General features: G+C 44.9%; 12 protein-coding genes. 1 reads left to right on the top strand and 11 read right to left on the bottom strand.

Features of this window, described 5'->3' with window-relative positions; translation table 11 throughout:
- Window positions 1–49 precede the first annotated feature (49 nt).
- On the bottom strand, window positions 50–1,282 hold the full coding sequence (locus J2X75_RS06575; RefSeq protein WP_310335132.1) for a sialidase family protein: 1,233 nt from the start codon (window positions 1,280–1,282) through the stop codon (window positions 50–52).
- An 18-nt stretch (window positions 1,283–1,300) separates the two neighbouring features.
- Window positions 1,301–1,669, bottom strand: coding sequence for a hypothetical protein (locus J2X75_RS06570; RefSeq protein ID WP_310335131.1), 369 nt, complete (start codon window positions 1,667–1,669; stop codon window positions 1,301–1,303).
- Window positions 1,670–1,850: 181 nt separating this feature from the next.
- Here J2X75_RS06570 and J2X75_RS06565 point away from each other — a divergent pair, with 181 nt between their 5' ends.
- Window positions 1,851–3,125 (top strand): stalk domain-containing protein, encoded by a 1,275-nt coding sequence (locus J2X75_RS06565; RefSeq protein WP_310335130.1) that lies wholly within the window; start codon window positions 1,851–1,853, stop codon window positions 3,123–3,125.
- Between the two features lie 88 nt (window positions 3,126–3,213).
- Here the strand turns inward: J2X75_RS06565 and J2X75_RS06560 are convergent, their stop codons facing one another.
- The 9 genes from J2X75_RS06560 to J2X75_RS06520 all read right to left on the bottom strand — a co-directional run bounded on the left by J2X75_RS06560 (window position 3,214) and on the right by J2X75_RS06520 (window position 12,624).
- Window positions 3,214–3,492, bottom strand: coding sequence for a hypothetical protein (locus J2X75_RS06560; protein ID WP_124114598.1), 279 nt, complete (start codon window positions 3,490–3,492; stop codon window positions 3,214–3,216).
- A complete protein-coding gene (locus J2X75_RS06555) occupies window positions 3,476–4,651 on the bottom strand; it encodes a Ger(x)C family spore germination protein (RefSeq protein WP_310335128.1) in 1,176 nt (391 codons plus the stop codon). Before J2X75_RS06555 ends, J2X75_RS06560 begins: the two co-directional genes overlap by 17 nt.
- 18 nt (window positions 4,652–4,669) lie before the next feature.
- Window positions 4,670–5,785, bottom strand: a complete 1,116-nt coding sequence (locus J2X75_RS06550) for a GerAB/ArcD/ProY family transporter (RefSeq protein ID WP_167483557.1) — start codon at window positions 5,783–5,785, stop codon at window positions 4,670–4,672.
- A gap of 41 nt (window positions 5,786–5,826) precedes the next feature.
- Window positions 5,827–7,236 carry a spore germination protein gene (locus J2X75_RS06545; protein WP_310335126.1) on the bottom strand — a complete coding sequence of 470 codons (1,410 nt, stop codon included), beginning with the start codon at window positions 7,234–7,236 and terminating at the stop codon, window positions 5,827–5,829.
- A gap of 199 nt (window positions 7,237–7,435) precedes the next feature.
- Window positions 7,436–8,317 (bottom strand): carbohydrate ABC transporter permease, encoded by an 882-nt coding sequence (locus J2X75_RS06540; protein WP_124114594.1) that lies wholly within the window; start codon window positions 8,315–8,317, stop codon window positions 7,436–7,438.
- A 14-nt stretch (window positions 8,318–8,331) separates the two neighbouring features.
- Window positions 8,332–9,222, bottom strand: a complete 891-nt coding sequence (locus tag J2X75_RS06535; RefSeq protein ID WP_091016465.1) for a carbohydrate ABC transporter permease — start codon at window positions 9,220–9,222, stop codon at window positions 8,332–8,334.
- A 54-nt stretch (window positions 9,223–9,276) separates the two neighbouring features.
- Window positions 9,277–10,542: an ABC transporter substrate-binding protein gene (locus J2X75_RS06530; RefSeq protein WP_310335123.1), complete on the bottom strand. Its 1,266-nt coding sequence runs from the start codon at window positions 10,540–10,542 to the stop codon at window positions 9,277–9,279.
- Between the two features lie 85 nt (window positions 10,543–10,627).
- Window positions 10,628–11,512: an AraC family transcriptional regulator gene (locus J2X75_RS06525; RefSeq protein WP_190945632.1), complete on the bottom strand. Its 885-nt coding sequence runs from the start codon at window positions 11,510–11,512 to the stop codon at window positions 10,628–10,630.
- A gap of 116 nt (window positions 11,513–11,628) precedes the next feature.
- Entirely contained in the window at window positions 11,629–12,624 is a 996-nt protein-coding gene (locus tag J2X75_RS06520; RefSeq protein WP_124114591.1) for a LacI family DNA-binding transcriptional regulator, read from the bottom strand.
- Window positions 12,625–12,649 lie beyond the last annotated feature (25 nt).

Here is a 12,649-nt window from a genome sequence, read left to right as displayed (position 1 = left end):
CCTGTTTTTACACAGGGCTAAGGTATGGGGGTGTTTCATTTAAAATAAATTAGTTTCCAAAGTAAACATCCAGCTTACCCGTGGGTGGTGTTGTGGCCATCCACACGGCTGCTAAATTATCTGGAGCATACGTTGCAGCAGTGATGTAGTCCCCAATCAGTACCGTTGGCATCGGAGAGTTACCATTGGGATTGAAAGATGTGGTTGTGATTCGACGGTTGGTGAAGCTCGCCCCGCCATCGAACGATTCTGCCACAAAAACATCCAGAAGGAACCCGTCAATTCGGTTGCTGTAATAAATGACCCTGATCGTCCCGGCAAACGGAGATACGGTTATGGAAGGAAAGAAATTCTGCGTGCCTGGAGGTGCGCCTGTAATACTGATCGGGTCTGACCACAGGAGACCATCCGGAGATTCGCAGAGTAATACATCAGTATAGCCAGCTCGTGCATCATTCCATACGGCATATACGGTTCCACTGTTAGGTCCAACGGAAATATCTGCTCCCAGACTTAGATTGGTCTGTACCCGAAAAGCGTAATTCGGTACAGGTAAAGGCGATGGAGCTGGCACAACGGATGAGATGAATGTCGCCTGTCTATCCAGAGGAGGTTGATAGGTAATGCCCCCATCGTAGGAAATACGCAAAAGTGCAGAAGGGCTGGCAGGCCCTGTTATGATGTAGCCTGCATAGACCTCACCCGAGAATCCAACAGCCAGCGCTGCCCGGTCATGAATTCCTCGCGGATTCGACTGTCGGTCAGGTGGCTCCCAGGTTAACCCCTGTGAGACCGACCGTTGTGTAAATATAGCGGAAGAAGTCGTGGCAAGTGGGGTATATCCGACATATGCATTGCCTCGATAGGGGCTACCAGGAGAACGGTCTACCGCTATGTAAGGCTCATCATTATGAACAATGGTACCGAAACCTGCCTGCACGATAACCGGTGGCTGCCACGTTAACCCATCGTCAAATGAGGTGTAACTTGCAATCGTCCCATCATTAATCCCGTTAAACAAGTGAACGGTAACGATAAAGGTATTGGGAAACGTATAGTCTATTGTTGGTGCTTCTGCTCCTGCATATCCTGCTGGTTGAGGAAGTATCGTTGTAGACCAGGTACTCCCTCCATCAATGGAACGATAGAATCCAGTCAATGTTGGTCCGGTACTGGTATCCACAGCTACCACGCACATAATATTCGGGTTCAACGTATTAACTGCAATTGAAGGTTCGAATTGGCTGCCTGCTAATGCTCCAGTAATATTCACAACTGCCATCTGCTCACCTCTCTTCCTTTAAGGGATATTTGTGAATCGGTCAATTAATGTCATCTCCGATTGAAGCACACGCTGGATAATCTGGCCTGTAGAATCAACACCATATACATGAATGATAGTGCTTGTAGCGCTAAAATAATCACTTTGCACCTCGAAAAAAGCGGCATTGATTAGTGGATAGATCAATGTTCTTGTCGCTTGGGGCAGTAATTCAAACAGATCATGACCAATCGCAATACGTGCAGTTTGAGTAGTATCCCACCTGAAAACCTCAAGCTCAATATTAACAGGAGCATTAAGAGAATCGTTAATGCAAGTCACGATGAGCTGCGTGGACTGAGTTACACCGGTGGTCGGATTGTATATAAAACCCGTAGAGTTTGGCAAAAAGCACACTCCTTCCGCAATATATAATAAAGTATATTACGATTCTTGCCACCAATATGACTAAACTTCGACTCTTATATTGGAACGATATGAAAATTTTGTTATGCTACATATGCTAGATTACTAGATTACTTTTAAAGCAAGAATCTACTATTATGTACCAAGTTGGAGGAAACAGACGATGTTCATTAAGCGTGTAGGAAAAATTGCTGCGGTTACAGTGATTACTCTCTCTGTCCTTGGAAACACCCCAAATATCGGTGGAGCCTATGCTGCTCCGGCCATTACCGTTCAACTGGACGATGTCCCCTTAACGTTTGATGCAGCTCCACGCATGGATAAGGGTGTCACTTATGTTCCGTTTCGGACGGTTGGAGAGGCTCTTGGTATCGATATAACGTGGAACAGCAAAAAGCAGACTGTAAAAGCAACGAATGCTGTAAAAGGTCAAACCACCGAGGTAGTATTAACGGTAGGCAGCACTACAGCAACCGTAAACGGAAAGAACGTAAAACTTCCTGCGCCACCAGTTCAGCGGGAAGGACGAGTACTTATTCCATTAAGTTCATTCAGTAACCAATTCGGTGTACAAGTAAGCTGGAATCAGGCAACCAAGACGGTCTCCCTCATCTCCCCACAACGCGAGATGCACCTGAGAGCCTTCTATGCATTGCAATCCTTTCAAGAAAAGGATCTCATTACTTCCATGAATTCTGTAGCATTTGGCTGGAGCCGCATTGATCGTGAAGGTCAGTTTACGCTCCAAGGGGATGAGTACCGTCTCCCTGCTGCTGCGGGTGATATTACGCCGCAGTCCATCGTTGCTGACGCAGCAGATCAGCAGATCCAACCACAGCTCATGGTGTATGCATTGGACGGAAACGGCGAACTGACCAAAGTTCTGAGCGACAGCAGCCTGCGGCAGAAATCAATTGAAGGCATAACTGCTGCTGTCGCAGAGCATGGTTTTGGCGGAGTTGTTCTGGATTTTGAAGGACTGGGCTTTAAACTGGATGCAGTAGAACAACAGAAGTTGCTCAATGTTTATGTGAAGCAATTAAAGAGTTCCTTGCCTCAGGACACAGCCTTATCACTAGCGGTACCCCCGCTAAATAGCGCTTATAAAGGTTATGATTACAAAACACTTGCCTCTATTGCAGATGATCTTATTATTATGGCCTATCAGTATAATCCGGTTGGCACCAAATCTCAGGTACCTGAGCCAAATAGTCTTGTAGATCAGGCGATTCAATTAGCCATACAGGCCGGTGTCCCGAAGAGCAAGCTTCTGCTCGGTATCAGTCTAAGCAGTGAAACGCCCTCCTCTGTAGATGATAAGCTCGGTCTTGCCAAACGTTATGACCTCAAAGGAGCAGCGTTCTGGCGTCTGGGTCTGTTCCGTTCCTACAATACAAAGATGGAAGATGCCGTGAACGCTTCTGTGATCAAAGAATAGACCTCTTTAAGTGGATGCAGCTCACTTACAGTAAAAGAAGGACCACACTCTGGTACTCAGAGACGTGGTCCTTCTTTTTCCCATCATCTTACTTTATAAATTGATCCACACTTCCAAATATAAGCTTCACAAACTGGGTAGGACCAGGCAAACGGGGCTGAAAGAGAAGAATGATCCCAATTACTGCCGCCACAGCAGTGAATCCCGCGCTCAATATTCTGGCTCGCTTTTCTTTGCTGCTCTTCCACTCTCCATACACTATCGCAGTCGCCAGCATCAATATTCCAAGGATTGAGCCTAGTTTCATGCAATCACCTCTCTTCTCAGGCTTGTAACCGGAGCCGTTCTGTTCAACTTTCGTCCTCATTAGGTATCCCCTGTGGTCCTGTTGATTTTCCGGTACGTACTACATGTGCATCTACTTTGACTTCCACGTCCATATCAGGATAGATGGTTTCCCAGTTCTTCTCCTGCGCTTTCCATTGATTCGGATAATATCTGCGGAATTCAACTGCGAATTTGAAGAAATCGGAGCGCAGCTCTTTCTGGGACATGTCTAAAGCATCATGAGCCAAAGATGTGAGCTTAGCCGACCATTCCTTTTCCAGTTTAGTTAATACTGCGGGATCAGTCAGATTGGCATCCGTCGTATTTAACACCACTTCTCCCCTGGTTTGGATGTCGACCTTCATACTCCACTGTTTGTTTACAATTCGCGGTTTCAAGGAAGTTTTATTTTCAATGAGTCTTATTGAGAAAGAACCCTCTAACGGCTCAAACTCAACAGGCATGATAATGCTGTTCAGTTCTTTTGCAAGTAGTAATACACCTACGCTTAGTGGTTCTTTGACCGTCTTGACATAGCGATCCTTCTTATACAAGCTCAGACCTTTCACATATGGCGTAGTCGTCAGTTTATCCTGATCGGGCTCCGGGGGTAAGATTAACATGCGAGACAAAATGGCGGAACTGCTCGGACCTTCAATAGATTTAGCCAGTTCAAGCGCAGTAACACGTGTACCTAACTTCAGATTGGCCATCTCACGCAACGATTCAGCAGAACTTCGCTCCAGTGGATCAAGTAACGCAAGGATATCTTTCGCAGCCTTATCGCTGGAAAAGACATATGCATGCTCCCTGAACTGAGGGTAACGCAGGAAAAAATCGATGTACTCGCGGATACCGCGTTTGCCAGCTTGCTCACTAATGATTATGACTTCGCAGTGGCCCCAGAACATATTCCGGGGGACTTTACGTTGTAACCGATTCAATGCCTCGGCAATTGTGCGTCCTTCCGCTGTTCGAATCATTGTAACCCCGCTTGGACTCCCTCCACTCTCACTGCTATCTCCTGAACTCGCCTTTCGCGGAATGAAAATCTGTGAAGTCAATTGTACTTTGCCATCTTCATAATCTATCCCTGTAGCCAGCACGATAGCCAAATCGTTAATCTCGATGCGATCCCAGCATCCACTTAAAAGCACACAACACAATATTGGCATTAGTAGTACTCTATATAATCGCAAGTGCTCCTCCCCCATCAATCAGGTGTTCGCTCGATTCTTCCGAAAATGCGTCCACCCTTTCTTCAGCCAGGCGACACCGTAGATCATAGCCGGAAGGATTAATAAGATGCTGATCGTATACAAGTTAGCTGAAGCGCTAACCAAACTGGAAATACCGGATCCACCGGACACAACCCAGTAAGCAAATACTATGCACAGGAACGAAAGTGGACCAACCACAGGTTTGTAGTCTCGCAAACCAAACCATTCCGCGGTTGATGTAGCAAAGATATATAGAAAAACGGAAATTTTAACGAAAATACCGAAAATCCAGATAGCAATAATAAGGGATTCGATATGTTGCAGAAAGTCCGCAATGGTTATGTATCTTGCTGCGATCATGACCGGAAATACAAATGTATCCGTCAAATCACCAATTAAAAACAGGCAAAACAGATTGGTAACTGTCATTGCAGTTGTTGTAAACACAAGGGAACCCAGCATGACCCGGGTTATTCGTTTTTTTTCATTCACATAAGGTAGCAGAAAAGCCAACACGATATATTCACTAAACCATGCAGCAGGTGCAGCAGCCCCCGTAATAATGGGAATTGGACCCTTCTCCATAAAAGGAAACAGCTCGGCAGGATTCAGTTCACCAATCAATAATATAAAGATCAAAGCCAGTAGCACGATCAGCAGGGTAACAAACACCTGAGAGGTTCGTCCGACAACTTCGATCCCGAGTCTGACATTAATCGCACATACAACAACCATCGTACCCATCACAACAAACAAAGGTGTACGCGGAAGTGCATTATTGACAATGAATTCACCGTATTCCCGAATAATCAAGCCGGTCAGATGGGGCAAAAAAGCGATATATATCAGGCCGAATAACTTGCCCGGAATCCGACCAATAATCAATACACTGGATTGAATGAGCGTTTTTCCAGGGTACAGACGATCAAGTCCAACGGAAATACCAATAGCAGCCAATCCAACGATAGAACCTATAATTGGAGTCATCCACATGTCATGTCCTGCATAGTGCATTGTAATTCCAGGCACAGATAAGATAGCCGTCGCGAGAATGGCGGGAAAGACCATAAATGCCAATTGAGTCACCGATATTTTCCCTTTGTCAGTCAACATATGTAATCCCGCTCCCTTGTTTGCTCGAAATGTAGATTGTTCTAGTGTGGTTTGTTCCTTGGGGATGGACGCCACCATACATCCTTAAGTTCCTTAGCCATCGTAGGTGCTACCGGTGAGAGATAAGGTGTTCCAAATGAACGAAGACTGCTTAGATGAATGACAACCAAGATGACTCCCAACATGACACCCGTGAGTCCCAGCGTTCCCGCAAGAAACATCATGGGAAAACGTAGTAGACGAGTCGCGATGCTGGCAGCATAGCGGGGTATCATGAAAGAAGCGATACCGGTAATCGCGACAATGATAATCATGGGGGCTGAGACAATTCCGGCACTCGTCGCCGCTTGCCCAATAATTAAGGCTCCCACGATACTGACCGCTGATCCGACCTGCTTCGGCAATCGGACGCCAGCCTCACGCAATGCTTCAAAGGCGATTTCCATAATGAGCGCTTCCACCAGTGCAGGAAAAGGGATCTCTTCTCTCGCCCGAGCAATACTGAGAAGTAATACGGTAGGAATCATCTCCTGATGAAACGTAGTAATCGCTACATAAGCCGATGGAAGCAGCATGGATAAAACAAAAAAAATGTATCGCAGCCAGCGTACAAAAACACTCATGAACACATTTTGATAATAATCTTCGGGAGATTGTAACATGGAAAAAATGGTTACTGGCGCGATAAGGGTAAACGGCGTTCCGTCAACAAGAATAGCAAACCGACCTTCCAGCAAGTTGGAAACAACGACATCCGGACGCTCCGTCGCAATCATCTGTGGAAATGGTGAATATCGCTCATCGATAATGCCTTCTTCAATGTATTGACTCTCCAGTACGTCTTGGAGCTTTAAATCGGCAAGTCGTGTCTCCACTTCCTTAACAAGTTTGGGGTCAATAATCCCCTCCATGTATACAAGTGAAATACTGGTGTTTGTACGATCTCCCATGTTACGTGTATGAATCTTCAATGCAGGTGTCTTGAGACGTTTACGCAAAAGAGACATATTCATGGTCAACGATTCTGTGAATCCATCCCGTGCACCACGCACGGTCGATTCAGCTAACGGTTCTTCCGTTGAACGATTTGCAGCTTGGTATAGAGGGTATGTAGTTCCGCCTATTGAACCGTCCAGCAGTAACAGAGCTTCCCCCTCTAATATGGCCTGTACTGCTTGAGTGGTCGTTTCAACATGCTTAACAGAAGCTAGGGGAACTTGCGCAGCTTCGATCCCCATTTCCTGAATGGGCGTTAGTACCTGTCGTTCCAGCCGCTCCGTATCGCATACACCAACACAATATACGCATAGCGCTGAAGTAAGGCATGCGGTTTGGAATGTATGAAACACAACATCCGAGCAACCTGCAAAAACGGAGCTTAACATTTCTTGATCAACAGCAAGATATCCGGTTAATGGCAGGTCCTGTTGTGTTATCGCTGATGTGTCCATGACGCCTCCCCTTTCCGTAAACGCTCCGTCCAGATATTCTCAGTTAAAGGTATCCTTTACTTATCAGATGGGATATATACGCAAAATATAGAATGCCAAAAAAGCCGCCCTCATGAGCGACTCTGATGATATAGAACGCTATTCATTCCTATGAATCCGTTGATCTTGCTCTTTGCAATTCCCTATTTTCTATTGATCGCTATCCTTTCACAGCACCCAAAGCAACACTCCCAATAATCTGTTTGGAAAATACAGAGAATACAATAATAATAGGCAGGATTGAGATCGCTACACCCAAATACAAGAGCCCATAATCCATTCCATAGTACCCCTGCACTAGTGCAACCAATACCGGAAGCGGATATTTATCCAGGGAGAAAAATAGTACCAGCGGTGTCAGGAAATTATTCCATGATCCGATAAACGTGAATATGCCAAGGGCGGCGATCGCCGGCCCCAGAATAGGCAGTACAATCTGATTGAACGTCCGGAACTCACCGGCACTGTCCACCCGCGCAGATTCAATAATCTCATCCGGGATACTGCTCTCCATGAACTGTTTGATAAAGAATACATTAAACGCGTTAGCCGCAGCAGGCAAAATAATTGCGGCATAACTGTCCAGAAGCCCCAACATACTGAATAGGCGATATACCCCAATCAAGGCCAGTTGACCCGGCACCATCATGGTCGCTAACAGAAACAGAAACAACCAGTTCCGCCCTTTGAATTTAAATTTGGCAAAACCGTATGCGGTCAAAGCACCAATGTACAGAGACAACACGGTTGATGATCCAGCAATGAAAATACTGTTTGCAAATCCACGCCAAATGTTAATTTTCGATACCATGTTCATATAATTATCCACTAAGAACGATCCGGGAAGAAAGGTGAATGTTGAAGCAATCGTTGCATTGTTATGTGTTGAATAGATGAGCATCAGATAAAATGGAATAATGCACAGCACGGCAAGACCAATCAATAAAAGATAGATGATGATCTTGCCTGCCGTCAGTCGCCTTGTGGTGGCATATTGCTGAATCGCTGCATTTGGTTGTTCAACTGATTTTGCAGTTTGCATGAGAACTCCCCTCCCTATGAACGGCTCTTCCGCTTGGTCATGATGAAGGATGCAACGGACAACAGTATGATGATAATAAACAGACAAAATGCGATTGCAGCGCCGTAACCAAAACGAGTACTCTGAAATGCGACATTATAGAGATACATAATGCTTGTCATGGCTGCCCTGTCAGGACCACCATTGCCATTGGTTAATGTAAATGGCTGATCAAAAATCTGAATGCCACCAATTATGGATGTGATCATCTGAAACAGAATAATTGGACGGAGCATTGGCACGATGATATGAATGAAAATATGTTTCTTTTTCGCTCCATCCATCTGGGCAGCTTCCAGTAACGATGGGTCTATCCCCTGAAGACCTGCGAGGTAGATGACCATGGAATAGCCAAAGTATTGGAAAAAGAGAATCGAGGACACAATCAGACGCATAAACCACGGATCATTTTTCCAGTTAATTGGATCTTGTATGATGCCAGTCTGCACCAAAAAATGATTCAGTCCGCCAGACTGCCAGTCAAAAATCAGGCTGACAAGCAATCCAAGTGATGCAGCCGTAACGATGTTGGGAAAAAAGTATACGGCCCTGAAAAAATCCCGCCCTTTGAGTAGCTTATCATTCAAAATAAAGGCCAACACCAGGGAGATCGTCAGCTGCGGAACGACAGATACGCCCCAGATGAATAACGTATTAAACAAGGTTTTGTAGAACAACGGGTCTTGTAGTACGGCCACGTAGTTACCGATCCCTACAAAGTCAGGCGTCGTGATGCCATCAAAGTTGGTGAAACTGATATAAAGCGAATATAAAATGGGATAAAGTCCAAAAATGGTGAAAATAATAAAAAACGGAGCAATGAAGTAGTAGCCGTAATGGTCCTTGCGAATCGTTTTGGCAAACATGTTCTATCCCCCCAGTTATCATCGGATGTGTATATTCATTCGCTTACTTCTAAGCTAATCCACTTCCAGCTCCGGAAATCTCAAGGTGACATCACGTTTGATTCGCTTTACGACTTCTTCCTTGGTCTGAATGTCCTTATTGAGATATAACTGGAGTACAATCTTGTAGATATCATTGTTAATTGTGGCATCATATTTGGTGCGTTCGTATACAGGTACCCGTTTTGCAGCCTCCGAGAAAAACTCGAAATGCTTCTGTCCTCCCAAATAGGACGATGAGAGAGACGGGGCAAGTTCATCATTCACAACCATGTTGCTCGTGAAATAATCCTGTTCTTTCGCGAGCTCCGACAGAAAGTCGTGGTTAAAGTTATAGAACTCGATAAACTTCCAGGCGAGATCTTTTTTGTCACTTTTACTATACATCGCTATATAAGTTCCGCCTGCACTAAACGCTGAAGGTCCCTGTGCCAAGCCCCATAAGCCTTCGGTATCCGGGGCATTTGCCTTGAACGTAAATTGCAGGGCCCAGGTTGCCCCGGGATAGAACATGACCTCTCCTTTTTGCATGGATGCAGCGTAACCGGCACTTCCATCATCATACTCGGCAAGCACTTTACGCTCACGTGCTTCACGTACAAGATCGAGCACTTCCAAGTAGGTTGGATCGATGACGAGTTTGCCGTCCTTCACCCAAGGTATACCATCATATGAATTCGATATGGCATTCCAATTTGCCAATGCATGTACTTTATTCCCGCTTAGTTGCTGCACCTTCTCTCCAATCTCGAAGATCTTCTCCCATGTATCGATCTGTGAACCCACCTTCTCAGGATCATCGGTGCCCAGATATTTCTTTGCCAAATCCCGACGATAATAGATGCCCCCTGGTGTTCCCTGGTAACCTATCGCTCTGACATTTCCTTCACTGTCCTTTTCATTGGCCTGCACAAAAGCATATTGTTCCTGGATAAGTTCATTGGCGTTATACGGCGAAGCTGATAGATTCTCCAGATAAGGAACGTCAATCAGTTCTCGAATATTCGCATTTTCAATCATAAATACATCTGGAGCCTTCGAGGTTGTCTGTAGCGCAGATTTCAGCTTGGTGATATAGAAATTACCGGGGATGTTGACAAAGTTCACTTTGATGTCAGGATATTGCTGTTCGAATTTCTCGATGGCATACCCTGCTTCATCCGTAAAACTCCACACAGTAATCTCCTGTTGCTTGGTTTGACTCGATGGACTGAACTGACAACCAGCTAACAACATCGCTGCACATACAAATACAATAGTTGGCTTAAACCACTTCTTCATAGGCCCCCTCCTTCAAAAAGGAAACGCTTACAATTTATTAGAGTATATTGATTTTGGAGAGGCCTTTCTCCACAAATATTGTGCATTACCCTCCATATTTTGTGATATTCGTACGATGTTTTTTACGAAATTCGGAGGGTGTGCAGTCATTATATTTTTTGAAAAGACGGTTATAGGAGTTAACATTGTTAAATCCATGTCCGATCGCAATCTCCAGAATCGTATCCTGACGGAACAATAAGGCCCACTCGGATTTGATAATTCGAAAATGATTCAAGTATTCCATCAGTGTTACGCCCTTGATCTCTTTGAACAGTTTGCAGACATGGAACTTGCTGAATTTAATATGTTCCGCCACCTGTTCCAGCTTGATCGGTTCAGCATAGTGCTCCTCCAGGTATTCACATACCGATTCAAGGAATTCAAATTTTTTGGAGGAAGTACAGGGCCATCCTGAAGATGTTGATTCATCGGTGGGAACCGGTACGATTGTACGTAGTAAAAGTATGATGAGATCATATAATCTGGATACCATTAACCACCGATATCCCGGCTTCTGATTTTTCTTCTCGGTAATGATGACATCTATATAATGAGCCAGATTGCTCTGACTTCCCGTATTCGAGGGAATAACTGTTGTTTTGTTGAAAAGTTGTCCGAGATCCTGAATTTCGGCTTCGGTCGTGAAACTTCCCGTTAACAATTCGAGTCGGAACAAGATAATGGTTAGCTGTTCAGTCCCCGGAAAAAAACAGTGCACATCCCCTGGTTTGATCAGCAGCACATCCCCTTTTTCCAACTCACAAACGTGGTCGTTCACGCCAATTCTGGCGCTCTTACCATTGACAAGAATCAGTTCAACCTCATCATGCCAGTGCGCGGCATAATTGAACTGATTTCCTGTGTGAATTACCCGAATGGGGAAACCTTCTTGCATATGGCCTGTCTCCAAAAAAGTGGGTACGCCCATCGTATCAACCTCCATTTATTTCCAACGAAAAATACTCCTCGTCTTTATATTATGCACAAATGGCTACTCTCCTTTCTTTTTAAGTATTTAAAATTCTATAGAATGGAAAAAACTCCTCAACTCAGGTTGAGGAGCCGAACAGAATCACGTTCCACGCATTGGATGTCCAGTGTATATAACGTCTCTACGATCTCTCCATTCAGCATTTGGAAGAGAACATGACCTGCAAGCTGGCCTGCATCCCTCTTCGGCTGACGAAATGTGGTTAGTGGTGGATTCATATACTGAGATGCAGGTATATTGTCAAAACCAATTACGGATAACTGCTCAGGAATTGAAATATCATGCTCCCTAAAGGCTTCCAAGCCGCCGATTGCCATTTCATCATTAGCAAAGAAAACAGCGGAAGGCAACTCTCCTTCAAGCAGTTTCTTGGCTGCAATGTAGCCATCTTGCTTCATGTATTGTCCGCCAATTTTCCATTCGGGGTTCTCTTCGATGCCTGCCTCCTTCAAGGCTTTCAAATAACCCTGATAACGATGGAGATTACATTCCGATTGTGACGGACCACTGATATAAGCTATTGTCCGGTGACCTTTATCGATCAGATAACGGGTAGCCAAGTAACCGCCTTGCGTATCACTCATCAAAACCTTTACAATATGTTGAGCATCCAGATCCCGATCCATGACGACAATCGGAAATCCTGCTTCAGATGCTTCAATAAGCAATTGATCTTGAATGTTCTGAGCGATAACAATAGCTCCATCAATTCTTCTTTCTCGGATGTATCGATGGGCTGTTGATTTCTCTCCACCCAACGAACTACATACAATCATATCGTATCCATGACTCATGACGACCGTTTCTATTCCGTTCACCAAATCCGAGAAATATGGACTGGACATGTCATGGACAATAACACCAATGGTTTGTGTACTATTTCGTTTTAATTCCGATGCAGGACCATGCCTAACGTAATTGAGTTGAGTCGCTGCCTCAAGTACTCGGAGTCTTGTCGGCTCACTTACATTCCCTTTATCGTTGAGTACGCAAGATACGGTCGAACTGGCTACACCAGCCATCTTGGCTACATCTTTAATTGTTATCATCCTATATACTCCTCAAAGACAGTTT

It is taken from the genome of Paenibacillus sp. 2003, assembly GCF_031455635.1.
Taxonomy (GTDB): Bacteria; Bacillota; Bacilli; order Paenibacillales; family Paenibacillaceae; genus Paenibacillus; species Paenibacillus amylolyticus_B.
Note: the sequence above shows the minus strand (reverse complement) of the source record. Positions and strands in the feature narration are given on the sequence as shown.

Bases quoted from the DNA above. Each gene is read 5' to 3' on its own strand.
- J2X75_RS06575 (WP_310335132.1), bottom strand. From the start codon at position 1,282: ATGGCAGTTGTGAATATTACTGGAGCATTAGCAGGCAGCCAATTCGAA.
- J2X75_RS06565 (WP_310335130.1), top strand. From the start codon at position 1,851: ATGTTCATTAAGCGTGTAGGAAAAATTGCTGCGGTTACAGTGATTACT.
- J2X75_RS06545 (WP_310335126.1), bottom strand. From the start codon at position 7,236: ATGGACACATCAGCGATAACACAACAGGACCTGCCATTAACCGGATAT.
- J2X75_RS06540 (WP_124114594.1), bottom strand. From the start codon at position 8,317: ATGCAAACTGCAAAATCAGTTGAACAACCAAATGCAGCGATTCAGCAA.
- J2X75_RS06550 (WP_167483557.1), bottom strand. From the start codon at position 5,785: ATGTTGACTGACAAAGGGAAAATATCGGTGACTCAATTGGCATTTATG.
- J2X75_RS06535 (WP_091016465.1), bottom strand. From the start codon at position 9,222: ATGTTTGCCAAAACGATTCGCAAGGACCATTACGGCTACTACTTCATT.
- J2X75_RS06520 (WP_124114591.1), bottom strand. From the start codon at position 12,624: ATGATAACAATTAAAGATGTAGCCAAGATGGCTGGTGTAGCCAGTTCG.
- J2X75_RS06525 (WP_190945632.1), bottom strand. From the start codon at position 11,512: ATGGGCGTACCCACTTTTTTGGAGACAGGCCATATGCAAGAAGGTTTC.
- J2X75_RS06560 (WP_124114598.1), bottom strand. From the start codon at position 3,492: ATGAGGACGAAAGTTGAACAGAACGGCTCCGGTTACAAGCCTGAGAAG.
- J2X75_RS06530 (WP_310335123.1), bottom strand. From the start codon at position 10,542: ATGAAGAAGTGGTTTAAGCCAACTATTGTATTTGTATGTGCAGCGATG.